This window comes from Mycolicibacterium wolinskyi (genome assembly GCF_002101965.1).
GTDB classification, from domain to species: Bacteria; Actinomycetota; Actinomycetes; order Mycobacteriales; family Mycobacteriaceae; genus Mycobacterium; species Mycobacterium wolinskyi.
Genome location: NZ_LQQA01000015.1, coordinates 171,880 through 195,270 on the forward strand (window position 1 = coordinate 171,880; position 23,391 = coordinate 195,270).

At 67.3% G+C, this 23,391-nt stretch carries 22 protein-coding genes; 13 read left to right on the plus strand and 9 right to left on the minus strand.

Annotated features, from left to right (window positions below):
• The first annotated feature begins 19 nt into the window (after nucleotides 1-19).
• Complete coding sequence (locus AWC31_RS15235; RefSeq protein WP_085144988.1) at nucleotides 20-1,780, plus strand: N-acyl-D-amino-acid deacylase family protein; 1,761 nt, start codon at nucleotides 20-22, stop codon at nucleotides 1,778-1,780.
• A gap of 30 nt (nucleotides 1,781-1,810) precedes the next feature.
• Here the strand turns inward: AWC31_RS15235 and AWC31_RS15240 are convergent, their stop codons facing one another.
• Nucleotides 1,811-2,428 (minus strand): TetR/AcrR family transcriptional regulator, encoded by a 618-nt coding sequence (locus AWC31_RS15240; protein WP_085144989.1) that lies wholly within the window; start codon nucleotides 2,426-2,428, stop codon nucleotides 1,811-1,813.
• 129 nt (nucleotides 2,429-2,557) lie between these two features.
• Between AWC31_RS15240 and AWC31_RS15245 the strand changes: the two genes are divergently transcribed.
• The 5 genes from AWC31_RS15245 to AWC31_RS15265 all read left to right on the plus strand — a co-directional run bounded on the left by AWC31_RS15245 (nucleotide 2,558) and on the right by AWC31_RS15265 (nucleotide 6,737).
• The gene (locus tag AWC31_RS15245; protein WP_085144990.1) at nucleotides 2,558-3,493 is read left to right on the plus strand and encodes a metal-dependent hydrolase; all 936 of its coding nucleotides are present in this window, start codon (nucleotides 2,558-2,560) and stop codon (nucleotides 3,491-3,493) included.
• Complete coding sequence (locus tag AWC31_RS15250) at nucleotides 3,486-4,637, plus strand: hypothetical protein (RefSeq protein WP_085144991.1); 1,152 nt, start codon at nucleotides 3,486-3,488, stop codon at nucleotides 4,635-4,637. The genes AWC31_RS15245 and AWC31_RS15250 overlap by 8 nt, the downstream gene beginning before the upstream one ends.
• 35 nt (nucleotides 4,638-4,672) lie before the next feature.
• Nucleotides 4,673-5,632, plus strand: a complete 960-nt coding sequence (locus AWC31_RS15255) for an LmeA family phospholipid-binding protein (RefSeq protein ID WP_165765971.1) — start codon at nucleotides 4,673-4,675, stop codon at nucleotides 5,630-5,632.
• Nucleotides 5,633-5,709: 77 nt separating this feature from the next.
• Nucleotides 5,710-6,345 carry a hypothetical protein gene (locus tag AWC31_RS15260; protein WP_085144992.1) on the plus strand — a complete coding sequence of 212 codons (636 nt, stop codon included), beginning with the start codon at nucleotides 5,710-5,712 and terminating at the stop codon, nucleotides 6,343-6,345.
• The gene (locus AWC31_RS15265; protein WP_085144993.1) at nucleotides 6,342-6,737 is read left to right on the plus strand and encodes a hypothetical protein; all 396 of its coding nucleotides are present in this window, start codon (nucleotides 6,342-6,344) and stop codon (nucleotides 6,735-6,737) included. Before AWC31_RS15260 ends, AWC31_RS15265 begins: the two co-directional genes overlap by 4 nt.
• An 8-nt stretch (nucleotides 6,738-6,745) precedes the next feature.
• Here the strand turns inward: AWC31_RS15265 and AWC31_RS15270 are convergent, their stop codons facing one another.
• Nucleotides 6,746-8,311 carry a PTS transporter subunit EIIC gene (locus AWC31_RS15270; protein WP_085144994.1) on the minus strand — a complete coding sequence of 522 codons (1,566 nt, stop codon included), beginning with the start codon at nucleotides 8,309-8,311 and terminating at the stop codon, nucleotides 6,746-6,748.
• 139 nt (nucleotides 8,312-8,450) lie between these two features.
• On the opposite strand from AWC31_RS15270, the gene AWC31_RS15275 reads away from it, so the two are divergent.
• The 4 genes from AWC31_RS15275 to AWC31_RS15290 all read left to right on the plus strand — a co-directional run bounded on the left by AWC31_RS15275 (nucleotide 8,451) and on the right by AWC31_RS15290 (nucleotide 13,595).
• Complete coding sequence (locus tag AWC31_RS15275; protein WP_085144995.1) at nucleotides 8,451-8,921, plus strand: PTS sugar transporter subunit IIA; 471 nt, start codon at nucleotides 8,451-8,453, stop codon at nucleotides 8,919-8,921.
• A complete protein-coding gene (gene nagB / locus AWC31_RS15280; RefSeq protein ID WP_085144996.1) occupies nucleotides 8,922-9,707 on the plus strand; it encodes a glucosamine-6-phosphate deaminase in 786 nt (261 codons plus the stop codon).
• Nucleotides 9,708-10,853, plus strand: a complete 1,146-nt coding sequence (nagA, locus tag AWC31_RS15285) for an N-acetylglucosamine-6-phosphate deacetylase (protein ID WP_085144997.1) — start codon at nucleotides 9,708-9,710, stop codon at nucleotides 10,851-10,853. It abuts the gene before it with no gap.
• A 123-nt stretch (nucleotides 10,854-10,976) separates the two neighbouring features.
• Nucleotides 10,977-13,595, plus strand: a complete 2,619-nt coding sequence (locus tag AWC31_RS15290) for a helix-turn-helix transcriptional regulator (RefSeq protein WP_085145474.1) — start codon at nucleotides 10,977-10,979, stop codon at nucleotides 13,593-13,595.
• Here AWC31_RS15290 and ptsP read toward each other — a convergent pair whose 3' ends face one another.
• From ptsP to AWC31_RS15310, 4 genes are read right to left on the minus strand one after another with little or no spacing between them, the layout of a single operon-like run.
• Nucleotides 13,596-16,025, minus strand: coding sequence for a phosphoenolpyruvate--protein phosphotransferase (ptsP, locus tag AWC31_RS15295; protein WP_085144998.1), 2,430 nt, complete (start codon nucleotides 16,023-16,025; stop codon nucleotides 13,596-13,598).
• On the minus strand, nucleotides 16,022-16,657 hold the full coding sequence (dhaL, locus tag AWC31_RS15300) for a dihydroxyacetone kinase subunit DhaL (protein WP_085144999.1): 636 nt from the start codon (nucleotides 16,655-16,657) through the stop codon (nucleotides 16,022-16,024). Before dhaL ends, ptsP begins: the two co-directional genes overlap by 4 nt.
• Before the next feature lies 1 nt (nucleotide 16,658).
• A complete protein-coding gene (gene dhaK / locus AWC31_RS15305; protein WP_085145000.1) occupies nucleotides 16,659-17,657 on the minus strand; it encodes a dihydroxyacetone kinase subunit DhaK in 999 nt (332 codons plus the stop codon).
• Between the two features lie 11 nt (nucleotides 17,658-17,668).
• Complete coding sequence (locus tag AWC31_RS15310) at nucleotides 17,669-18,430, minus strand: MIP/aquaporin family protein (protein WP_085145001.1); 762 nt, start codon at nucleotides 18,428-18,430, stop codon at nucleotides 17,669-17,671.
• A 117-nt stretch (nucleotides 18,431-18,547) separates the two neighbouring features.
• Between AWC31_RS15310 and AWC31_RS15315 the strand changes: the two genes are divergently transcribed.
• On the plus strand, nucleotides 18,548-19,300 hold the full coding sequence (locus tag AWC31_RS15315; protein WP_085145002.1) for an IclR family transcriptional regulator: 753 nt from the start codon (nucleotides 18,548-18,550) through the stop codon (nucleotides 19,298-19,300).
• 2 nt (nucleotides 19,301-19,302) lie between these two features.
• Here the strand turns inward: AWC31_RS15315 and AWC31_RS15320 are convergent, their stop codons facing one another.
• Complete coding sequence (locus AWC31_RS15320; protein WP_067857495.1) at nucleotides 19,303-19,503, minus strand: hypothetical protein; 201 nt, start codon at nucleotides 19,501-19,503, stop codon at nucleotides 19,303-19,305.
• A gap of 19 nt (nucleotides 19,504-19,522) precedes the next feature.
• Here AWC31_RS15320 and AWC31_RS15325 point away from each other — a divergent pair, with 19 nt between their 5' ends.
• A complete protein-coding gene (locus tag AWC31_RS15325; RefSeq protein WP_085145003.1) occupies nucleotides 19,523-19,882 on the plus strand; it encodes a DUF488 domain-containing protein in 360 nt (119 codons plus the stop codon).
• 62 nt (nucleotides 19,883-19,944) lie between these two features.
• Complete coding sequence (locus AWC31_RS15330; protein ID WP_085145004.1) at nucleotides 19,945-20,559, plus strand: GNAT family N-acetyltransferase; 615 nt, start codon at nucleotides 19,945-19,947, stop codon at nucleotides 20,557-20,559.
• Nucleotides 20,560-20,635: 76 nt separating this feature from the next.
• Here the strand turns inward: AWC31_RS15330 and mbtN are convergent, their stop codons facing one another.
• Together mbtN and mbtM are read right to left on the minus strand one after the other, a co-directional pair.
• The gene (gene mbtN / locus AWC31_RS15335) at nucleotides 20,636-21,820 is read right to left on the minus strand and encodes a mycobactin biosynthesis acyl-ACP dehydrogenase MbtN (protein WP_067857504.1); all 1,185 of its coding nucleotides are present in this window, start codon (nucleotides 21,818-21,820) and stop codon (nucleotides 20,636-20,638) included.
• Complete coding sequence (gene mbtM / locus AWC31_RS15340) at nucleotides 21,817-23,388, minus strand: long-chain-fatty acid--ACP ligase MbtM (protein WP_207626376.1); 1,572 nt, start codon at nucleotides 23,386-23,388, stop codon at nucleotides 21,817-21,819. The genes mbtN and mbtM overlap by 4 nt, the downstream gene beginning before the upstream one ends.
• Nucleotides 23,389-23,391 lie beyond the last annotated feature (3 nt).

Here is a 23,391-nt window from a genome sequence, read left to right on the forward strand (position 1 = left end):
GGCATCCAAGGGAGTAAACGTGTTCGATCTGAAGATCACGGGCGGCACCGTCGTCGATGGCACCGGCGCCGACAGATTCACCGCTGACGTGGCACTCAAGGACGGAAAGATCGTCGAGGTCCGCCGTCGTGGCCCCGGCGACCCGCCGGTCGCGGGGGATGCCGTCGAAACGATCGACGCCACGGGCAAGATCGTCGCACCCGGATTCGTCGACATCCACACGCACTACGACGGCCAGGTCAGCTGGGACGACGTGCTCGAGCCGTCGAGCAACCACGGGGTGACCACGGTCGTCGCGGGCAACTGCGGCGTGGGCTTCGCACCCGTGCGCCCCGGGCAGGAGCAATGGCTCATCGAGTTGATGGAGGGTGTCGAGGACATCCCGGGTACCGCGTTGACCGAAGGCATCACCTGGGGTTGGGAGAGTTACGCCGAATACCTCGACGTGATCGGCAAGCGTGAACTCGCGGTCGACATCGGCAGCCAGATCGCGCACGGAACCGTGCGGGCCTATGCGATGGGGGAGCGCGGCGCACGCAACGAGCCCGCGACTCCGGAGGACATCGCGGCGATGAGCCGATTGGTCCGGGAGGCGGCCGAGGCCGGGGCGCTGGGCTTTTCGTCATCGCGCACGCTGGCCCATCGAGCGATGGACGGCGAGCCGGTGCCGGGAACGTTCGCCGCGGAAGAAGAACTGTTCGCCCTCGGCCGCGCGATGGCCGCCGGTGGCGGCGCGGTGTTCGAGCTCGCCCCTCAGGGCGCGGCGGGCGAGGACATCGTGGCGCCGAAGAAAGAACTGGAGTGGATGCAGCGCCTCGGCGCCGAGATCGACTGTGCGTTGAGCTTCGCGCTGATCCAGGTGGACGCCGATCCCAAGCTCTGGCGCGAGCAATTGGACATCTCGGCGGCGGCCCACGAGAAGGGTGCCCGCCTGCACCCGCAGGTGGCCGCCCGGCCGTTCGGGATGTTGCTCGGATTCCCCGGCCATCATGCGTTCACACATCGCCCGACCTACCGCAAGCTCAAGGCCGAATGCACTCGCGAGGAACTGGCAGCCCGCCTTGCCGAACCCGCCGTGCGCTCGGCGATCCTGTCCGAAGACGACCTGCCCATCGACCCGAATGTGTTGTTCGACGGGATGTTCGCGCTGGCGCAGTATTCGGCGGAGCGGTTGTACGCGCTCGGTGAGCCGCCCGACTACGAACCCACCGCCGAGCGCACCGTCGCGGCGATCGCACGTGAACGCGGCGAGGATGTCTTGGCGACGATGTACGACCTGATGCTGGAAGCAGATGCCGGGTCGATGTTGATGCTGCCGATGTTCAACTACGCCGACGGCAATCATGACGCGATCCGCGAGATGATGACCCACCCGGCGGCTGTGCTTGGGCTCTCCGACGGCGGCGCGCACTGCAGCATGATCTGCGACGCGTCCTATCCCACGTTCCTGCTGACACATTGGGCGCGGGACCGGCATCGCGGTGAGAAGTTGCCGCTGGAATACGTCATTCGCAAGCAATCCCACGACACCGCACAGCTTTTCGGCTTGTCCGACCGCGGCGTGATCGCCGTCGGGAAGAAGGCCGACGTCAACGTCATCGACTTGGACGCGCTGACATTGCACGCCCCGCGGATGGCCTATGACCTGCCTGCCGGGGGCCACCGGCTGGTCCAGGGCGCGTCCGGCTACGCCGCCACGATCGTCAACGGCGTCGTCACGCGCCGCGATGGCGCCGACACCGGCGCGCGACCGGGCCGGCTGGTGCGCGGAGCACGCTGAACGACATCGTCAACGTGTTCCTCCAAGGCGTCACCGCCCGCCATCGACCGGTTGAGCCAGGATCGCGCCACCCAGCCAGCGTCTGATGAAGCGCCGCAACTCATCTCGGGACCGGGACGACTCGTTCGGTGCGACGAAGAACGACATCATCACGCGTAGCGTGAACTCGACGAGTTCGCGTTGCGCCGACTCGTCATAGCCGTACTTGTCCCAGTCGACGTCGAATCGCGTCAGCATCCGCATGCCGAAGGTCTGGGCCTCATCGGACGCCAGATTGCCGGAATGCGAATGCAGGTAGGGCTCTGAGAGCAGAATTCCGAGATGAGGCGTTCGGGTGACTTCCTCCAGTGTGAAGACAACCCCTTCGGCCATTGCTTCCGCCGGATCGGTGATCCCGCGGACAGCCTCGGCGAGCCGGTCGAAGAATCCGTCGACCGAGGCCAGCGCGGCCGCATGCATGAGCGAATCGGCCGTGGGGAAGTAGCGGTACACCGTCTGCCGGATGACGCCGAGTGACGCGGCGACGTCGGCGATGCTGACGTCGGAGCCCGTCTCGGAGATCAGCTTGACCGCGGCATCGACGATGCGCGCGGTGGCCTCTTCGTCGCTGCTCGGTGGGCGCCCGTCCCACCCACGCCTACGCGCCACCGACCAGATCTCCTGCCAACGACATTGCTGCAGGATATCGCCCCGGCCGTTGACGATCGGCGTCTCGTGAAGTAATCATACAACCACTGCGAGTTTTGTATGATCACTTCGATCGAACGAAGGTGCTCGATGACAGACCTGATAGTGCGGAAGATGCGGTTCGCGTTCGCCGACCACCACGTCCCGTTCCTGTGGAACGAAACCAACCCGGCTTTTTCGAGCATGGCCAACGCGGTGTCATTCCTGGCCATCGCCTTCGAGAAGATGATCGGCCACATGATCACCGAGGCCATGCCGCACATCACCAACCCCGAGATCGCCGAGGAGGCACAGGCTTTCGTCCGGCAGGAGGGCCAGCATTCGATGGCCCACCGTCAGCACGCGAAGGGCCTCATCAAGAGCTATCCCGCGCTGAAAGAGACACTCGACGAGGTGACGCGCGCGTTCGACCACCTGACGGCCAACACGCCCCTGAAATACCGGCTGGCCTACACGGCCGATCTCGAGGCGACGTTCACGCCGGTGTTCAAACTGATGCTCGATCACGACGACACGCTGTTCGCTCCCGGGGACGACCGCGTTGCGTCGCTGTTCCTGTGGCATTTCGTCGAGGAGGTCGAGCATCGCAGCTCGGCATTGATCATCTACGACGCGGTGGTCGACGATCCGTGGTACCGCATGCGGGTGGCGCCGTCGATCTTCAAGCACGTGTGGGGCGCGCTACGGATCGCCTGTGAAGGCTTCAACCAGCATGTCCCGCTCGAGGAGCGCAAGATCGACGCACTGTCGATGTTCGGCATGCAGGCCAAGAAAAAGGCACTGATGCAACGACTTCCGTTCATCGATGTCGCCAACGACGGGCCGTTCGCCAATGCCTTCGGCCACCTGCCCGTCCGTGAGATGCTCACCGCGCTGAGCGGCGTCGTGCGCAGTCAGATCCCGGGCCACAACCCAGCCCACGAGAAACTGCCGGCGTTGGCCAACGAATGGTTCGCCCGTTACGAAGCCGGATATGAGGTCACCCAGTGGTACACCGCGGGGAAGAAGGACACCGCCAATGTCTGACCTGTGCACCCCGACGTTCGCCGATCTGGCAGCGCGACTTGGCTTTTCCTGTGACACCGCGGGCGGCCTCGTCGAGTTCCGCAACCCCTTCGGCCTGGAGAACTGGACGCTGCCCGTCCTGGAACTCACCGTGATCGTCGGGGCGGTGCTCGCCCTGGTCTATGCGATCACCAGGCTGCGCCGCCACAACGACCCGACCAACCTCGTGCTGTGGTTCGGCGCGATCGCATATTTGTTGATCATCGAACCGCCCCTGTACTTCCCGGGTGCGTTCGGCATCAGCGAGTACGTCGATACGATGTTCGCCCACAACGTGTTCACCGTCGACTTCCTCTGGGGCCGGCTGCCGCTCTACATCGTCGCGATCTATCCGATGATGGCGACCGTGGCGTTCGAGGTCGTCCGCACCCTGGGGGTTTTCCGGCGATACGGTGCGTTGGTGGGTGCGGTCTGTGTTGGATTCGTCCACCACGCGTTCTATGAGATCTTCGACCATCTGGGACCGCAATTGCGTTGGTGGGAGTGGACTTTGGACCACCCGATGAATCAGCCGTTCTTCGATTCGGTTCCGCTGCCCAGCGTTGTCGTGTTCGCCGCCCTGTGGCCGATGTCGCTGGCGTTCTGCGTGCAGATCTTTGTCGGCCGCTACGTGGACGAGGGCAAGACTTTCACCGGACCGCAGCTGCTGTGGCGGACGATCGTCGTCGGCGTGCTGGCATCGATCGGAACCGCGGTGCTTCCCATGCCCGCGACGATCGGCGCGGCTATCTCCGGCAGCACCGCGGTCGGCGGGTTCATCTACGCCGCCGAGCTCGTGGTGCTCAGCGTGGTGGCGATACCGGTCCTCATCAGGCAGTGGTCGGCGGTGCGTCACCAACCGACCGAGCCGTACTCGAACCCGCTCATTCTGCGCTATGCCGTTGTTTACCTGGGTGTCATGGCTGTCCTGTGGGTGACGGCCCTTCCGGCGTACTTCGGCGCCGTCGACGGTGTCACCGCCGACGGCGATCCGATCGGCAGCCTCTGGTACACCGTGGCGTGCCTGGTGATCGCGGGGTTGTCCATCGCGGCGGCGGCGACCGCAACCAACGCTGCCCGCCGAGACTGCGCAGAGATCGCAACTGTCGGCGAAAACGCGATCTGAGCGCAGGCTCGCGCGGATGGGGCACAATTGCGGAGGTGCCGACACCGCCGCAACGCCCAGGGCAGCCTGGCTGGCGCGGGCAGGGGCGTCCGCCGTCTGACCCGGCCACCCGGCGGTTGCCTCGTGCCGGCCGGCCGGAACCGCCCACCGAGCAACTCCGGGCGCGTTACCGGCCGCCCGACGCGGCGACAGAGAAGATCGCGCGGCCCCGCCCGCCCGAAGCGGCGACCGAGAAGATGACGCGGCCCGCCGCCTCACCTTTGCGAGGTGGTCAGCGCCGCAATCGGCAAACCATCATTCTCGTCGTCGTCATCGCGTTGGCCGCGGTGGTCGGCGGTCTGGCCGCCGCCGAACTGTACGCGCGGCACCGGGCAGGCAATCTCCTCGTCGCGGTGGCCGAGTGCGTGGTGCAGGATTCGGCGTCGGTGTCGTTCGGCGTGAACCCGCCTTTCCTCTGGCAGCACATCACCGGTCACTACACCAACATCTCGGTGGACACCGGAGGCGCGAGGGTTCAAGAAGCCGAGGGCATGACCGCCGACGTGACACTCGAAGACATCCGGCTGCAGGGTACGGCGGACTCCAAGGGCACCATCGGATCGCTCAACGCAACGCTGGCCTGGACGGCGGCCGGCATCAAAGACACTGTCGCCGCCAACCTGCCCGGCGTGGGCAGCCTGGTGACGGGGGTGAGCACGGACCCCGCCGCCGGCACCATAACCCTGGAGGCCGCAGGCGATACGCGAATCACCGCGCAGCCTGTCGTCGCCGACGGCGACCTCAACCTGCAGGTGCTCGACGTCACCGGTCCGTTCTCGAAAGAGACCGTGCAGACGGCGCTGAACGAACTGACCACAAAGCTCAACGACAACTACCCCCTCGGGATTCATGCTGACAGCGTCGCGGTCACCGATTCCGGCGTCGTCGGAAAGTTCTCCAGCCAGGATGCGAAGATCCCCAACGACGACTCCGAACCCTGCTTCGAGCGGCTCTGACCAGGCCGGGTGACCACCCGAAAATTGACGTTTCTGCAGACAAGTAGCGGGTATTCCGCCGTGCAGGAGGTCTGGAAATGCCTACGTGGAGTTGGATTGCAATAGCAGTGGTCGTCGCGATCATCGTCATCCTGGCGTTGATCGTCGCCGTGTCGATGAGCCGTCACAAACGGTCGGAGCGGCTGCGAGACCAGTTCGGTCCGGAGTACGAGCGCGCCGTCGACGCGACCGGTGACGAACGTGCCGCGGAAAAGGAGCTTCTTGCGCGTCAACGCAAGCGGAAGAAGCTCGACATCGTCGAGTTGAGCCCGGAGTCACGAGCGAGGTACGCCCAGGCCTGGGCGGCCACACAAGCCGGCTTCGTCGACAACCCGTCACGTGCGGTGGACGAAGCCGATCGGCTCGTGACCGAGGTGATGAACGAACGCGGTTATCCGGTAAACGATTTCGAACAACAAGCGGCCGACATCTCGGTCGATCATCCCAAGGTCGTCGAGCACTACCGGGCCGCACACATCCTGCAGATGGCGCAGGCGCAGGGTGACATCGGCACCGAGGCCCAACGGGAGGCGATCGTCCACTATCGAGCGCTTTTCGAACAGTTGCTGGGCGGCGCGGAGCAGGGTCTTCACGCCGACGAGCAGCGTCGTCCCGTCGCCGAGCAGCGTCACGATGTCCCGCCTGCCGACTCGCCGAAGGAGGCGCGCGCATGACCACCCACGAGCGGCCGATGTCGACCGCGCAACCGGGACTCCAGGACGCCGACGCCTCGGACGGCCAGGTCCGCGACACCGGCACGCCCGCACAGCCGGCCGGTGATCAGGTCCTGGAGGACAACACCTTGCTGTTCGCCGACGAACATCGCTCCGGACTACAGTCGCGCTGGGATGAAGTCCAGGCCGCATTCGTCGACGATCCGAAGCAGTGCGTTCAGAAGGCGGACAACCTGGTGGCCGAAGTGGTCGAGCAGCTCACCGCTAGCTTTGCCGACACGCGGTCGCACCTGGAGGCGCAATGGGCGCGTGGTGAGGACGCCTCGACGGAGGATCTTCGCCTGGCGCTCAAGCGGTATCGCGATTTCTTCCAGCGGTTGCTGTCGGTCTGAGGATTCGGCTAAAGGCTCTCGATGATGGCGTTCTTGATGGCCTCGGAGTTCGTGCCGAAGACCGCCTGAACGCTGTTGCCGACTTCGACGACGCCCGCGGCGCCGAGAGCCTTCAGCCGGTCTTGATCGACCTTGCTCTTGTCGGCGACTTCCATGCGCAGGCGCGTGATGCAGGCGTCGACGTTGACCAGGTTGTCGCGCCCCCCGAACGCCGCGATGATCTGCTCGGCCTGGGTTTCGGCGCGCGCGGGCGCGGTCAGCGTGCCGCCGGCGGTGACGGCCGTGGTCGACTCGTCGCCTTCGCCGAGGTTCGCCGCTTCGTCGGCCTCGAATTCCGATTCGGGTTCGCGTCCCGGTGTGCGCATGTTCCACTTCGTGATCGCGACGTAGAACAGCACGAAATAGACGACGAAGAACACCGCGCCCATCGCGATGAGCAGCCAGATGTTCTTCGCCGCGGGCGCCCCGCCGTAGAGCAACAGGTCGATGAGCCCGGCCGAGAACGAGAAGCCCAGATGGATGTCGAGCAGATACGCGATCGCGAGCGACAGTCCGGTGAGCACGGCGTGGATGACGTACAGCGGGAACGCCACGAACATGAACGCGAACTCCAGCGGTTCGGTGACGCCCGTGAGGAACGCGGTGAGTGCCGCGGCCGACAGGATGCCGACGGCGAGTTTGCGTTGCTTTCTGTTGGCGGCCAAGATCATCGCGAGCGCGGCCGCGGGCAACCCGAACATCAGCACGGGGTAGAAACCTGAGGTGAGAATGCCCGCGGTCGGGTCGCCTGCGGCGAACCGGGTGAGCTCGCCGGTGACGACCTCGCCGTCGGCGGTCTGGTAGTCGCCGTAGATGAACCACACGTACGAATTCGGAATGTGGTGCAGCCCCAGGGGAATCAGCATGCGGTTGGCGAAGCCGTACACAAACGCGCCCAATGCGCCGCTGCCGCCGATGAACTTGCCGAGCGCTGTCAGACCGGCATCGAAGATCGGGTAGAAGTAGCTCATCAGGAAGGCGATGAACAAGCTCGCCAGTGACACCACGATCGGGACGAACCTTCTGCCGCCGAAGAATCCGAGATACGACGGCAGCTGGATGGTGTGGTAGCGGTCGAACAGCCATGCGGTCAGCAGGCCGACGACGATGCCCGCGAACACGCTGTAGTTGATCAACGCCTGCTCGCCTGCCTTGTCCACCTCGCCCGCCAGCACGATCGGCGACATGGTCTCGAACACCGCATCCATTACGAGATAGCCCACGACGGCGGCCAGTGCGGTCGAACCGTCGGCCTTGCGCGCGAACCCGATCGCGACGCCGACGGCGAAGAGCAGCGGCAGGTTACTGAAGAGCGCGTCACCTGCCGCGCTCATCGCCTTGAAGAACGGGCCGATGACCGGTGACTCGATGCGGCCCAACAAGTCGGGCTGGCCGAGTCGCAGCAGGATGCCTGCGGCGGGCAACACCGCGATGGGCAGCATGAGGCTCTTGCCGAGCCGCTGCAGCTGGGCGAACCCCGGTATGCGCACCCGGGTGTTGGTCTGTGCGCCTTGCGGTTTCGTTGTGCTGTTCATCGCATCATCCCCCTTCCGGTCACGTATCGCGACCCGCCGCCCAAGCTGAGCGGAAGCTTAGACGAGAACATGCGCAGAAGAGGCGAAGTCCAGTCCATCGCGCTCGTATTGTTGAAACACGAGCAAAGGAGTCACGACCGTGAGCACAACCCAGGTATTGGCCCCCGTCGCCGGTCGGGCCGTCGCACTCGCCGATGTGGACGACCCCGTGTTCTCGGCGGGCATGGTGGGTTACGGCGCGGCGGTGGATCCTCCGCATGGGGTGGTCGACGCGGTGGCCCCGGTCAGCGGCAGGATCCTCAAACTGATGCCGCATGCGTACGTCGTGATGACGCCCGACAACGTGGGTGTGCTGGTCCATCTCGGCCTGGACACCGTGCAGCTCAACGGCGAGGGGTTCACCACCCGCCTGAGCCAGGGCGACGACGTCACCGCGGGCGATGTCGTCATCACTTATGACGTCGGCGCAGTCGTGGTCAAAGGCCTCAATCCGATCGTCCCGGTGGTGGTCATGGACGAACGCGAACCCGGCAACATCGTGCCATCGCGAGCGGTGGCCGCCGGGTCCGACATCGACTCCGGCACCGAACTTTTCGTCGCGAACAAGTAGATGGAAGTCATCATCCTCCCCGATGCCGAGCAGATCGGCACCGTCGCCGCGGATGCGATCGGCGCACTGCTCGGCCGCAAACCGAATGCGGTCCTCGGCTTGGCCACCGGATCTTCGCCGTTGGCCATCTACGACGAATTGGTGTCGCGCTACGACGCCGGGCTCATCTCATTCCGGCAGGCCCGGGGCTTCACCCTCGACGAATATGTCGGCCTGCCCGAAGATCATCCCGAGCGATACCGCAATGTCATCGACACCGTGTTCGTCTCGCGCGTCGACTTCGCGCCCGGCGCGGTTACCGGCCCCGACGGCCTGGCCGCGGACATACCCGCGGCCTGCGCGGCATTCGAGGAGGCGATCAACGACGCGGGCGGCGTCGACCTGCAGATCCTCGGGATCGGCACCGACGGACACATCGCGTTCAACGAACCGGGGTCCTCCCTCGGATCTCGTACCCGGATCAAAACACTGACCAGACAGACCCGACTCGACAACGCCCGGTTCTTCGACGGCGATCCCGGCAAGGTGCCCACGCACTGCTTGACGCAAGGGTTGGCCACGATCATGGCGGCCCGTCATCTGATCCTCGTGGCCACGGGCCGCAGCAAGGCAGAAGCCGTGCACCATCTGGTCGAGGGCGCGGTCAGCGCGATGTGGCCGGCGACCGTACTCCAACACCATCCGCACGTGACGGTGTTGCTCGACGATGCCGCGGCGCAGCGTCTGCAGCTCGTCGACTACTACCGCGAGACCTACCGCGCCAAGCCGGAATGGCAGGGCCTCTGAGTGCTGTTGACCGCTGACACCGTGCTCACCGGCACAGAACTGTTGCGGCCCGGGTGGATCGATGTCGCGCATGGCGTCGTGACGGCCACCGGCGTAGGCATCCCGCCGCGCGCGGCGGACCGACACCTCGGCGCGGTGACGGTGGTGCCGGGCTTCGTCGACACGCACGTCCACGGCGGGGGAGGAGGAAACTTCTCGGCGGCGTCGACCCGCGAAACGTCCGCTGCGGTGGACCTGCATCGTCGGCACGGCACGACGACACTCGTGGCGTCCTTGGTCACCGCCGCCCCCGACGAACTTCTGCGCCAGGTCACCCAATTGGCAGGAGACGTCCGCAACGGCCTGATCGATGGAATCCACCTGGAAGGTCCGTGGCTTTCGGTCAAACGGTGCGGCGCGCATCAACCCGCACTCATGCGGGATCCGGACCCGGCGGAGATCGATCGTGTGCTGACAGCGAGCGCCGGCACCATCCGGATGGTCACCATCGCGCCGGAACGCGATGGCGCACTCGCCGCGATCGCTCAGTTCATCGAGGCGGGTGCGGTGGCTGCGGTCGGCCACACCGAGGCGACATATGAACAGACACGGGCCGCCATCGCGGCAGGCGCGACCGTGGGTACGCACCTGTTCAACGCGATGCGTGCGATCGATCGCCGTGAGCCGGGCCCTGTCATCGCGCTGGTGGAGGACGAGCGGGTGACCGTCGAGGTAATCACCGACGGCGTGCACGTCGCCCCGGCGATTTACCGGCACATCACGCAAAGCGTTGGTGCGCAACGGCTGTCGATGATCACCGACGCGATGGCCGCGACCGGCATGTCCGACGGTGTCTACCGCCTCGGGCCGCTCGCGATCGACGTGGTGGCCGGGGTCGCGCGAGTTGCGGGAACCGACACGATCGCAGGCAGCACCGCGACGATGGACCAGCTGTTCCGATTCGCCGTCGCCCACTGTGGCCTCGCCGGAGACGAGGCGCTGATGTTGGCCGTGCGGCAGTCTTCGCTCAACCCGGCCCGAGCGCTGGGGCTGCCGGACGCCGGGCTCGTGCCGGGCAGCCCGGCCGATCTTGTGGTGTTGGACTCGGCCTTCACTGTCGTGGCGGTGCTGCGTCACGGCGCATGGGTGGTCGAGCCGACGGAGTAACCGCCCCGCGGAAGTGGTTTCGGCCGCAAGGATCCGGGATGCGGCAGCCCTAAAACACCGATACAAATATTTGCGGGAGCGTAAAGTCGGTCCGGCACAACGGGCTCACGTTGGGGGTTGCTGGTGTCGGGTTGGCCGTTCGTCGCGCGGGGAGTGGAACTCAGCGAGGCTTCGCTCGCGTTGCGTGATGGATCCCGTGGGGTCGTGCTCGCCGGGCCTGCCGGTGTGGGCAAGACCGCGCTCGCCCGCGCGCTCGCCGACGAACTGGAAGCCGACGGCTGCCCGACGCGCTTTGTTCTCGGCACCGAGACCGGACAGGCCGTGCCGTTCGGCGCCTTCCACCACGCGCTGAAGTTGTCCGATGCGCACGAACCGACGGTCATGCTCGCCGCGGCCCACCAAGCGCTGTCGTCCGAGCCGAACCTCGTCATCGTGGTCGATGACGCCCATCATCTCGACCCGTTGTCGGCGTTGCTCGTCCAGCAGCTCGCCGTGCACGGGTCGACGAAGTTGATCGTCACGATCCGTTCCGGTGAGACCCCGTCGGATGCGGTGACCGCGCTGTGGAAAGAACAGTTGCTGCTGCGGCTGGACATCGAACCGTTCACTCGGACCCAGACGGCTCAGCTGGTCTCGGCGGTCCTCGACGGCGAGGTCGACGACCGGGCCGTCGCAGAACTGCACCGGTTCTCGTCCGGCAGCCCGCTGTATCTGCGTGGCGTGCTCATGGCGGCAATCAGTGATGGCGTACTGGTGCGCGACCACAACCGCTGGCGGCTGCGTGGCGAGTTACGTCCCAGCGCAGATCTTCACGAGCTCGTGGCGACGCGCCTCGACGCGCTCGCCGACGACGAACGCGAGGTCGTGGAAGTGGTTTCGACGGCTGAGGTGGTCGACTGGGATGTTCTCCTCGGGATCTGCGGAGCCGACGCGCTCGCGCGTGCCGAGCGGCGGGGTGCGGTTCAGGTCACGACCGACGCCGCGCACACCCTGGTGCAACCGGGTCATCCGATCATCGGCGAGGTCACGAGGCGCCGCTGCCCGGTCGCGCGGGCGCGCCTGATCAACACGATTCTCGCCCAGCATCTTTCGGAACATCTGTGCACGACGGGTAAGGGTCCCGCCGCGGACGTGCGGGCCAGGATCCAACTGGCCCGGATCATGACCCGTGCCGACGTGCCCCCGGATACGTGCGCCATCACCGACGCCGCCGCCAGCGCTGTGACCATGTCGAATCTCGTTCTCGGCGAGGAACTTGCGCGGTTCTCGCTTGAGCACGGCGGCGGTGTGCACGCCGCCATCGTGCTCGCCGATGCGATCAGCTGGCAGGGCCGCGGCCAGGAGGCCGAAGACCTGCTGGCGCGATATGAGCCCGACCACGACGACGAGTTCACCGTGGCGCGGTGGGGCTGCCTGCGCGCGGCAAACCTGTTTTTCGGTTGCGGACGACTGGAGCCCGCCCGGTCGGTGCTGGCCGCCGTTCGCGAGCGGGTGCAGTCCGACCAGATGCTGAGCCTCGTCGTCTCGATGGAGGTGGCGTTCGCGTTCTTCTCCGGCGATATGCCCGCTGCCATTGCGCTCGGTGCGCAGGCACTGGAAACGGACATGTTGCCGCCCGCCACGTTGTGGGCCGCGCTCGCCACGGCGGGCGCGTTCGCGCTGTCCGGTCGGTTCGGTGAGGTGGCCGCTGCGGTGGCGGCCGGCGAGCGGGCGGCCGAGCAATGCGAATCCGGGCCACAGCGTTACTCGCTGGCCCTCGCCGACGTGCTCGCCGGCACCGGTTCGGGACAGCTGAGCAGCGCGCAACACGTCTGCGATCGGTATGCCGGCGCCGCGGCCGCTGCGCTGCAGGCCGATTCGATCGTGACCGCCCTGACCGGCAAGGTGGAACTGACGCGGGGACGCCTGCCGCAGGCTTGCGAGGTGTTGCAGGCATCGGTGTGGACGATGTCGGACGGACTTCCGCCGGGCTGGCTGATGCTCGTCGCCGCGTGGCTTGCGCAGGGCGAGGCGGCCCGCGGCAATGTCGACGCCGCCGCGGCCGCGCTCGCCCGAGCCGAAGCCGCCTACGGGCCGCAAGTCGACGTGTTCGTACCCGAACTGGAGCTGGCCCGCTCGTGGTTGGCGGCCGCGACCGGCGAGACCACGGTCGCCCAGCAGCACGCGCTGCGTGCCGCGCAGATCGCCGGCTCCGGCGGCATGCGCGCGGTCGAACTCACCGCATTGCACACTGCGCTGCGGTTCGGCGACCGGTCACACCATGCGCGGATTCAGCAGTTGGCCGAACAGCTGGACTGCCCGCTGGCCGACACCATCGCCGCGCACAGCCGCGGTCTGAGCGAGCACGACGGGGTGCTGCTCACCCAAGCCGCCGAGGAGTTCGAGCACCTCGGGGCGCTGATCCTTGCCGGTGACGCGGCTGCTCATGCCGCGCGCGAGCACGGCCGTGCGGGCCGTCGGGGCAGCGAGCTCGAAGCGGCGACCCGAGCGCACTGGCTGGCCAGTCAATGCGGGGCGGTCACGCCGGCACTTCGCTGTGCCGCCGATCCGTTGCCGCTCACCGACCGGGAATGGGAGATCGCCAATCTGGTCGGGGTCGGGCTGAGCAACCGGCAGATCGCCGACCGGCTGTGCCTGTCCGTCCGTACCGTGGACGGCCACCTCTACCGCATGTTCGCCAAGCTCGGCGTCGAGGACCGCGACCAACTGTCGCGGCTGGTGCGCTTCCGGCCGGCGACCTGATCAGCCGAGCTGCTCGCGCACCGCGGCGGCACTGTCGGCCGACAGTGCCGATTCGGCTGCCCCCTCGGCCTGTCGCCGGTCGACGCTCCGCACCGCTTCCTTGGTCGCGGGTATGGCCGGGGGAGTGACACTCAACGCGTCGACGCCGAGTCCGATGAGAAGCGTGGTGGCACGCTCGTCGGCGGCGAACTCACCGCACACCGACACCGACGCGTGTCCGGCCGCGCCGCGGCAGGTCGCGGCGATCAGGCGCAGCAGCCCCGGATCGAACGTGTCGCCGATGGTCGCGACGGCGTCGTTGTTGCGGTCGGCGGCCAGCGCGTACTGCGTCAGATCGTTCGTGCCGATGGACAGGAAGTCGACGTGGCGGGCGAATGCCGCGGATTTCAGTGCCGCGGCGGGCACTTCGACCATCATGCCCACCTGCAGCCCCGTCGGCGGTCGCGGCCCGGCACGCCGTACCGCCTCGTCGAGTGACCGGCGCGCGGCGAGCAGCTCGTCGAGCGTGCTGACCATCGGGAACATCACGCTCACCGGAGTCTGTTGTGCGAGCCGGGCCACGGCCAACAACTGGTCGGACAGCAGTTCAGGATGGGCCAGCGCGAGCCGGATGCCCCGCACGCCGAGGTAGGGGTTGAGCTCGGCCGGCGTGGGCAGGAACTCGAGAGGTTTGTCGCCGCCGACATCGAGGGTGCGCAGCGTAATACGCTTGCCGTCAAGCGATTCGGCGATCTTGCGGTATACCGCGAGTTGTTCGTCGACATCGGGTGCCTGCGCGCGCCCCAGGAACAGGAACTCGGTTCGGATCAGGCCTGCGAAGTCGGCGCCCTGGGATGCGGCGGCCCGCGCGTCGTCGACCGAGCCGATATTGGCGCCCACGCCGATGGTCACACCGTCGCGGGTGACCGCCGGTTCGGCTGCGCGGGCCCGGGCCTCGCGTTGACGCCGCGCCGATAGCGTGACCCTGGTCTGGAAGTCCTCGCGGACATCGTCGGCCGGGTCGACGATGAATTCGCCCCGGGTTCCGTCGACGGCGACAGTGGTCCCGTCCGGTATCGCGAGCACGCCGGGACCGGCTCCGACCACCACCGGAATCCCTTTGGCGCGCAGCAGGATCACGTTGTGGGCGTGTGGGCTGCCGAACGCCAGCAGGACCGCGGCGACGCGGTTCGGGTCGAGTTCGGCGGCCTCGGCCGGGGTGAGGTCGCTGGTCACCAACACACCGCTGGCCGAGGCCGAGCCTGCTGCGGTGCCCAGTATGGCGCGCAGCACCTGATCGCCGACCGCGCGGACATCCTCGGCCCTGGCCTGCTGATACGGGTCGGGCAGTGCGGCGAACTGCGCGGCCAGCTCGGACACTTCCGCCGACCAGGCGGCTGCGGCGTTGTGGCCCTTGTCGATTCGCTGCCGGGCACCGCCGAGCAGCGCGTCGTCGTCGAGCAGTAGTAGGTGAGCGTCGAATATTGATGCCTCGTCCTCGCCGACCTCACGTGCGGTCCTGGCCCGTAACGTGGTGATGGCGCGGCGCACCTCGGCGATTGCGGTGCCGAGCCGGCGCCATTCGACCGTCGGCTCCTCGCCAGGGGTGTCCGGGACCGAGATCGCGCCTGCGCGTGTGGAATACGCCGGGCCGATACCGAGGCCGGGTCCCGCGCCGATGGGCTCGTGCGACGTGGCGGGAGCCGGCGCCGATGGCGCGTCGGCCGTCGACTCGTCGAAGTTGCGGGCGGCCAGCGCGAGAATGTGGTCGAGGGCCTCGGCGGCCTGACTGCCCGACACGGCGATTTCGACCTCGTCACCGCAGCGCACCCCGAGCGTGGCGATCGCCGACAGGCTGCCGGCATCGACCCACGGTGACCCGGTGCGCTGGTTACGGATTCGGACGCGGGCATCGCGGCGTCGCACCTCACCCGCGAGCCGGGCGGCGGGGCGGGCGTGCAGCCCGTGCGGGTTGGCGACGACGAAGGTGCGCGTGAGCTCGTCGGCACCCGCGGCCATGTCGGTCGCCGGCGCCGGCGCTGCTTGACCGAGATGTGCGATCTTGCCTGCCAGCGCTCCGGACGCCTCGGCGGCGACCTCGGCTGCCGAGGCCCCGCCCGCCGCCGCGACCGCGGCCACCACCAAGCCCTCCACCAACGGTGCCGGGCAGAGCACGGTGCGGGCCCGGGCCTCGTCGTCGAGCAGTTCCAGTGCGAGTTCGGCAGACAGCACCGCGCTGCCGAGGTCCATCAGCACCACTGCGCCGTCACCGGTATCGGCGCCGGTCACGGCGTCGAGAATCTCGGCGGCATCGGTTCCGAACGTGGTCTCGTCAAGACCGGCCGCGACCGCGATGCGAATCTGCTTGCCGTGCAGCATTTCCTGCGCCAGTGCCACGGCAGCGCGGGCCAGCGGGCGGCTGTGGGATACGACGACCAGACCAACTGTCACGTCGCGCTCCCGCCTGCCACCGTGGCCGCGGCGGCGATCAGCAGCGCGGCCGATGTCGCCCCCGGGTCGACGTGTCCCACGCTGCGCTGCCCGAGGTAGCTCGCGCGCCCTTTGCGGGCGACCATCGATTCGGTGGCGTCCCTGCCCTTTTCGGCAGCTGCGGACGCGGCGGCCAGACCCTCTGCCAGGCTCGCGCCCGAGGACAGCGCAGCGTCCAGCGCGTCGAGCGCGGGCGCCAAGGCGTCGAACATGGTCTTGTCGCCGGCCTCAGCGCGTCCGCGCTGCACGACGCCGTCGACACCGGCTCGCAATGCCTTGGCGAAGTCTGCATCGCTCACCGCGTCACCGGAACCCAGTGCGGGTGCCATTCTCAGGAAGAACGTGCCGTAAAGCGGGCCACTGGCTCCGCCAACGGATTTCACGAGCGTCATGCCGACCTGCTTGCACAGGGCCGCCATGTCGGCCGGCGCCGACTCGTCGAAGGCCGCAATCACCGCTGTCATCCCGCGCTCCATGTTGATGCCATGGTCGGCATCGCCGATGGCCGCGTCGAGATCGCTGAGATTCTGTGCGTTGTCGGCGATGACCCGGGCGTATTCGCGGATCCATTCGGTGAGTGTGGTCAAATCCATGTCAGCATCCCTTCCGTAGCGCGGGCGTGTTCACCGGGTGATCCCACAGCCGCAGCAGCTCGTCGTCGGCCTTCAATACCGTCACCGAACAACCCGCCATGTCCAGGCTGGTGATGTAGGGGCCCACCAGGGAGCGTGCGATCCGGACCCCGGCTTTGTCCAGGATGGCCGCGAATTCCGAATACATGACGTACAACTCGATGAGCGGCGTTGCGCCCATGCTGTTGACGAACAAGATGACCCCGTCCTCCCCGGCGAAGTCGAGGTCGGCCAGGACGGGCTCGGCCATCAGTTCGGCGACCGCCCGCGCCGGTTGGATCGGCACTCGCTGACGGCCGGGTTCGCCGTGGATTCCGATGCCGACCTCGATCTCGGTTTCGGGAAGGTCGAAGGTGGGATGGCCGACCGCGGGCACGGTGCACGAGGTCAGGGCCACACCCATGCTGCGGGATGCGGCGTTGACCCGGCGCGCGACATCGGCGACCTCGGCCAGCGACCGGCCCTGCTCGGCGGCAGCGCCTGCGATCTTTTCGACCAGCACGGTCGCGCCGACGCCGCGCCGTCCGGCGGTGTAGGTGCTGTCCTGCACCGCGACATCGTCGTCGACGATCACCGACTCGACCGTGATGCCTTCCGCGGCAGCGAGTTCGGCGGCCATCTCGAAGTTCATCACGTCGCCGGTGTAGTTCTTGACGATGTGCAGTACCCCCGCGCCACTGTCGACGTTCTTCGTCGCCTCCAGCATCTGATCCGGCACCGGCGAGGTGAACACCTCACCGGCGCAGGCGGCGTCGAGCATGCCCGCGCCGACGAACCCGCCGTGGAGTGGCTCGTGCCCCGACCCGCCTCCCGAGATGAGGCCGACCTTGCCGGCCACCGGCGCAGCGCCGCGGTAGACGATGCGGTTGGCGTGGTCGATGCGCAGTTCCGGATGAGCAATGGCCATGCCGCGCAGGGCTTCACCGATCACGTCGGCGGGATCGTTGATGAGCTTTTTCATGGTGGGCGTCCTCAGGCTGCGGTGGTGGTCTGGGCGGGGGCGGGTGCGGCGGCCGGCGGGGCGTCGGCGCGGGTTCGGGAGATGGCGACGTAGGCTAGTGCCGCCAGGGCGCCGGCGAGGAATTCGGCGGCGAGGTATACGGGCAGTTGGTTCCACGACACCGAACCGCCTGCGATCTGTTGGACCAACATGGGGCCGAATGTGCGGGCAGGGTTGATCGAGGCGCCGGTGGTCGGTGCCACCGGGATGATCGCGGCGAACACCACGAGGCCGATCGCGACGCCGGCGAAGCCCGCGGTGGCCTTGCGGTGTATCACGCCGAAAACGGTGAACACGAGAATGAACGTACCCACGAACTCGGCGAAAAACGCCTGTACTGCGCTGATGTCGGCGGTGTAGGTCGCGATGCCGAGTCCGGCGTCACGGGCCGCAGTGCCGAGAACGCCGATGATCGCGGCCGCACCCGCGATCGCACCGAGCACTTGTGCGCCGATGTACGCCGGGACACGGGACCACGGGAACTGGCCGGTGACAGCGAGTCCGAGCGTGACAGCCGGGTTGATGTGATTGCCGGATATGTGTCCGAGCGCGTAGATCGTCGCCACCACGACCGTCGCGAAAGCGAACGAGATCATGCCCAGGTCGGCCATGGTGAACGGGGCATCGCCGTTGACGATGATCGTCGCAGGCACCGATCCGACCCCCACGAAGACCAAGAAGGCGGTTCCGAATGCCTCGGCCGCCAGTTTCTGGATTAACGAGGGTTCGTCCATGACGTTCTCCTGGAGTGTGAGTCGACCATCTCGGATGTCATTCGACAATGTCGAATGTGATCTGGAACATACGCTTATGCTTCGGTGAGCACAAGAGCCGAGTCGAAGGGGGCAGCGATGATCCAGGCGGTGGATCGTGCGCTCCGCATCCTCACGGTGCTGGGCGGCGGGCGGCGGATGAGCCTGGGCGAGATCGCCGCCGCGATCGAACTCGCGCCGTCGACCGTGCACGGCCTGGTGCGCACGCTGCTCGCGCACGGCATGGTCCAGCAGGAGCTCGACAGTGGCCGTTACCGGCTCGGCCCGGCGACGCTGCGGCTGGGCAACGTCTACCTGGACACGCTCGAACTCCGCTCGCGCGTGACGATTTGGGCTGAGAACCTCGCGCGGCGGACCGGCTGCGCGGTTCGGACCGGGGTACTGCTGTTCGACGAGGTCGTTGTCGTCGCCCACGAACCGCGACCGGACGGAACCCGGCAGATGCCGGAAGTCGGGATCGTCATACCGGCGCACGCGAGCGCGCTCGGCAAGGCCCTGCTCGCGTTCCAGGCGGAGCGGCCGCCGGTGACATCGCTGCGCAGCATGACGGGTGAGACCATGACCGATCCGGCGGCCTTGGCCGATCAGCTCGTGCAGGTGCGGGCGACGGGTATCGCCACCGAAGCCGAAGAAGCGGTGCTAGGCGAATGTTCGGCGGCCGCAGCGGTTTTCGACACGACCGCCGAGGCGGTCGGCGCGATCAGCTTGGTCGTGCCCGCCGCGCGGTGGCCGCTCGAACCCGACGCGCTCGACGCATTGCGCGATACCGCCCGCACCATCTCCCGGGAACTGGGCGCGCCGGTGTGGCCGCCGCGCCCTGACGCGCCGTAGGCCTACTCGGGTTCCTGGCTGCTCGAGCGACCGCCGACGTAGTCGAGCAGGCTCGGATCGATCGAGGTGAATCGGTCGACTTCTTCGCCGCCGTCACAGCGCAGGAGCGCGACGGTGAGGCCGTCTTTGGTTCGCGCGATCACCTGCCAGTGGCCCCCCGAGTCCTCCCAGCGCTGCAGATCGGCGACGCGATCTTCACTCATCCTTCTACGATGGCACGCCATGGGGGATGAGCGGCAGGTGCGATTGGCGCGGGTCTATGAACAGCCCGAACCCGGCGAGGGAACTCGGGTCCTGGCCGACCGCCTGTGGCCCCGTGGCATGCGGAAAACCGATCCGCGGGCCGGCACGTGGTTACCCGGTGTGGCACCCTCCACCGAACTTCGCCGCTGGTATGACCACACGCCGGAGCGGTTCGACGAGTTCGCCGAGCGCTATGCCGAGGAACTGTCGGCACCCGCGGGCGCCGCGCCACTGGAAGAGCTGCGGGAGATGCTGCGCGACGGGCCGGTCACGCTCGTGACGGCCACCCGCGAGCTCGAACTGAGTCACTTGACCGTGCTCGCCAAACTCCTGGTCTGACGCGTGACGGGCCGGAGGAAGGTAAACCTATCCTCACTGGCTACGGTAGGCTCGGCGCTCAAATGACCGAGATCGATGAGGCGCTTGAACCTGTTCTGAAGCGCGAGCTGACGGATATTGCCGATGCGGTGCGTGTTGTCCCGGCACCGCCCATACCGGTGGTGGCCGAGCCGTACGGCATTCGGCTGGCGGACGCGGACGCCGACGCCGAGATGGTGTCGGAGTGGATGAACCGCCCGCACCTGGTGGAGGCCTGGGAGTACGACTGGCCGCCGGAGCGTTGGCGGCGTTATCTGCAGGCGCAGCTCGATGGTGAATACTCGCGGCCGTTGATCGCGAGCTTCAAGGGCACACCCGCCGGCTACATCGAGGTTTATCGCGCCGCGAAAGATTCGATTGCGCCGCGCTACGACGCCGATCCGCACGACATCGGCGTGCATGCCGCGATCGCCGATCTGAATCTCGTGAACAAGGGCATCGCCCCGTTCCTGCTGCCCAAGGTTGTGGCCAGCGTGTTCGAGCTCGATCCGAACTGCAGGCGCATCATGTTCGATCCCGATCACCGCAACACCGGAGCGCGCCGCGTCTGCGAGTGGGCCGGTTGCACGTTCCTCGGCGAACACGACATGTCCAACCGGCGCATGGCGCTGTACGCGCTGCCGCGCACGCCGGCCTGACTCCCGGCGAACAGACGCGCAGGTACCCAAGAACGCTCGTTCTCGGGTACCTACGTGTCTGTTCGCCGAAGGGAACTCAGTCCTGCCCGAACTCGGCGTATCCCTCGTAGTCGGGTTTCATGGCCGCGGCCACCAACTCCCACAGCACTTCGTCGGTGCCGCCGCCAACCCGCGCCAACTTCATGTCGCGCCACCACTTGCCCAGCGGTGTCTCGTCGACGAGATAGCCCGAGCCGCCGAAGATGTGCATGCACTCGGAGAGCACCTCTTCGCCGAGCCGGGCCGCGGTGACCTTGATGGCTGCCGCGGCACGCAGGTCGAGCTTGCCGCCGGCGGCGATCCCGGCCAGCCCGTGGCGCAGCAGGTCCACCCGCGCCTGGAGGTCGGCCATCCGCATCCGCAGCGCCTGGTGCTCATACAGCGTGTGGCCGAACTGGCGCCGTTTCATCATGCGGGCCAAGGTGATTCCGAGGACGCGCTGTGCTCCGGCGGCCACCTGACCGGCGATCGACATGCGTTCGTGCGCCAAGCCCCACGAGATCGCAGCCAGCCCGGTGCCGGCCCGGGCCACGAGCGCGTCGGCGGGCACCCAGGTGTCGATGTGCACCGCGGCCGTGTCGAGGGGTCCGGCGCCGACTTTGCGGTACGGCGTCTGCACCTCGACCTGCGCGGTGGGGACGGCGATGACGACGACGTTGCCGTGCCGGCTGGTCGGATCGTGATCGACGCTGCGCGCCACCACCATGATGTGGTCGGCGATCGGTGACAGCGAGACGAACTTCTTGATGCCCTTGATCTCGAAACCGTCCCGGGCCGTGCGCACTTCGGTCTCGACGATCTGCAGATCGGAGCCGCCGGATTCTTCCGATGCGCCGATGCACAGCACCGCTTCGCCGCGGACAGCCTGCTCGCAGATGGTGCGCAGGTAGTCGTTCTTGCCGAAGCGGCGCAGGATCGAGATCGCCGAGTCGTGCAGGCTCACGCCGACGCCGATGCCCGCCGAACCGGTGCGGCCCAGTGAGAATGCGAGCTCGATCAGCTTGGCGACATCGGGTTGTTGACCGTCACCCCACTTCTCGGTGAACACGCCGTTGCGGCCGAGGTGTTCGATGAGTTGGCGCGGAAAGCGTTCGGTCTCTTCGGCTTCCGCGGTCCAGGCCTTGACCTGGTCGTCGAAGACCCGGTCGAGCAGATCGCGGTATTCGTCGATCGTGGTGGTGGCCGGTGTCCGTTCCGCTGTGGTCGGTGTTGTCGCGGTCATGACTTCACACTCTCCAGATGTTGTTTGACCTCCAGTCGGCGCAGCTTGCCCGAGGAGGTTCGTGGTAGTGAGCCGGGCGGTAGGAACACCACATCTGCCGGCACCACACCACATTCGGATGCCACCCGCTGCACCACTTCGCTGCGGGCGCCGGCCTCGTCGGTGCCGCGGAACTCCGCGGCGATCACCAGTCCCGGCCGTACGGCGCGCTCGTTGGTTCCCACGGCCACCACCGCGCCTTCGCGAACACCCTTCACCTGGGCGGCAATCCGCTCGATCTCGGTGGGGAAGATGTTGCGCCCGGCCACGGTGATCAGCTCCTTCTTCCGGCCGCAGATCACCAGCCCGCCATCGACGAAGTAGCCGAGGTCGCCCGTCGGGAACCAGTCGTCGCGGTTGAGTGGCGGCTCGCCCCGGTATCCCGACATCATCGAGGAGCCGCGGATCTCGAGTTCGCCCACCTCGCGGTCGGAGATGCCGGCGTTGTCGGCACTGGGCCGCAGCCGCATCTCCATGCCCGGGATGGCCTGCCCGAGGACCGCCAGCTGTTGCATGTTGGAACCGTTTTCCGTCTCGACCTTGATCTCGTCGATCTGAAGTCCGACACCGGGAACGGGAATCGTAACCGCGCAGTTGGATTCGGCAAGGCCGTAGGACGGGCACAGACTGCCCGGGTCGAAGCCGAATCGGGCCAGCTCGCTGCCGAACCGAGCCGTACCCTCACAGTCGACCGGCTCCCCGCCGTTGAGCGCGAACCGCAGCGACGAGAGATCGACGTCGACGAGCCGTCGCGTGTACTTGCCGATCAGGCCGTACGCCATGTTCGGTGCCGCGGTCAGCGTGGCCCGGCTTTCGGTCAGCCAATGCACCCAGCTGAACGGTGAGCCCGCGAACGCCGTCGTGGGTGCCTGCCATACCTCACAGCCCGCGAACACCCCGGTGAGGAGGAAGGTCAGGCCCATGTCGTGGTAAAGCGGCAACCACGAGCAGCCGACATCGTTGCGCGACAAGCTGATTCGTTCGCCGAGGCCGCGCAGGTTGGCCAGCACGGCGTCGGGAGCGATCTGCGCCGTGCGTGGCACTCCGGTCGAACCGGCGGTGCCCTGCAGGACCGCGAACTCGCTCGCCGGTGCACCGAGGTTCAGCGTGGACGAGCGCTTGTCGTGGGCGACCTCGGTGTCGTCGTGGATCACCAGTGTGGTTTCGCCGCCGCGCAGTTGTTCCAGATACTTGCCGTGGCTGAACACCGTGCCCACGCCGATGCCGGCGAGGCGGTTCAGCGTCGACTGTGCCCACTGGCCGGGATCCGAGCCGCGCACCGGTCCGGGCAGAATCGACAGCGCCGCACCGGATACCAGGGTGCCGATGATGGCGGCGATGGCTTCTACGGTCGGTTCGGCGACGACGCCGACGGCCGAGGACCCGTCCTGCCCGATCCGCTCTGCGACATTCTCCGCACGCGCGTACACCTGGCCCCACGGATGGCGGCTCCAGGTGCGGGCTTCGGAGTCGAAAACGACGAGATCGGCGCTGCTGGACGTCAGCGACTCCGCCAGTACTGCAGCCAGCGG

Coding starts and splice junctions, on each gene's coding strand:
- AWC31_RS15325 (WP_085145003.1), top strand. CDS start 19,523: ATGGGGGATGAGCGGCAGGTGCGATTGGCGCGGGTCTATGAACAGCCC.
- AWC31_RS15330 (WP_085145004.1), top strand. CDS start 19,945: ATGACCGAGATCGATGAGGCGCTTGAACCTGTTCTGAAGCGCGAGCTG.
- AWC31_RS15245 (WP_085144990.1), top strand. CDS start 2,558: ATGACAGACCTGATAGTGCGGAAGATGCGGTTCGCGTTCGCCGACCAC.
- AWC31_RS15270 (WP_085144994.1), bottom strand. CDS start 8,311: ATGAACAGCACAACGAAACCGCAAGGCGCACAGACCAACACCCGGGTG.
- mbtN (WP_067857504.1), bottom strand. CDS start 21,820: ATGACCGCGACAACACCGACCACAGCGGAACGGACACCGGCCACCACC.
- AWC31_RS15320 (WP_067857495.1), bottom strand. CDS start 19,503: ATGAGTGAAGATCGCGTCGCCGATCTGCAGCGCTGGGAGGACTCGGGG.
- nagB (WP_085144996.1), top strand. CDS start 8,922: ATGGAAGTCATCATCCTCCCCGATGCCGAGCAGATCGGCACCGTCGCC.
- AWC31_RS15315 (WP_085145002.1), top strand. CDS start 18,548: ATGATCCAGGCGGTGGATCGTGCGCTCCGCATCCTCACGGTGCTGGGC.
- AWC31_RS15260 (WP_085144992.1), top strand. CDS start 5,710: ATGCCTACGTGGAGTTGGATTGCAATAGCAGTGGTCGTCGCGATCATC.
- dhaK (WP_085145000.1), bottom strand. CDS start 17,657: ATGAAAAAGCTCATCAACGATCCCGCCGACGTGATCGGTGAAGCCCTG.
- AWC31_RS15250 (WP_085144991.1), top strand. CDS start 3,486: ATGTCTGACCTGTGCACCCCGACGTTCGCCGATCTGGCAGCGCGACTT.
- AWC31_RS15310 (WP_085145001.1), bottom strand. CDS start 18,430: ATGGACGAACCCTCGTTAATCCAGAAACTGGCGGCCGAGGCATTCGGA.
- AWC31_RS15265 (WP_085144993.1), top strand. CDS start 6,342: ATGACCACCCACGAGCGGCCGATGTCGACCGCGCAACCGGGACTCCAG.
- dhaL (WP_085144999.1), bottom strand. CDS start 16,657: ATGGATTTGACCACACTCACCGAATGGATCCGCGAATACGCCCGGGTC.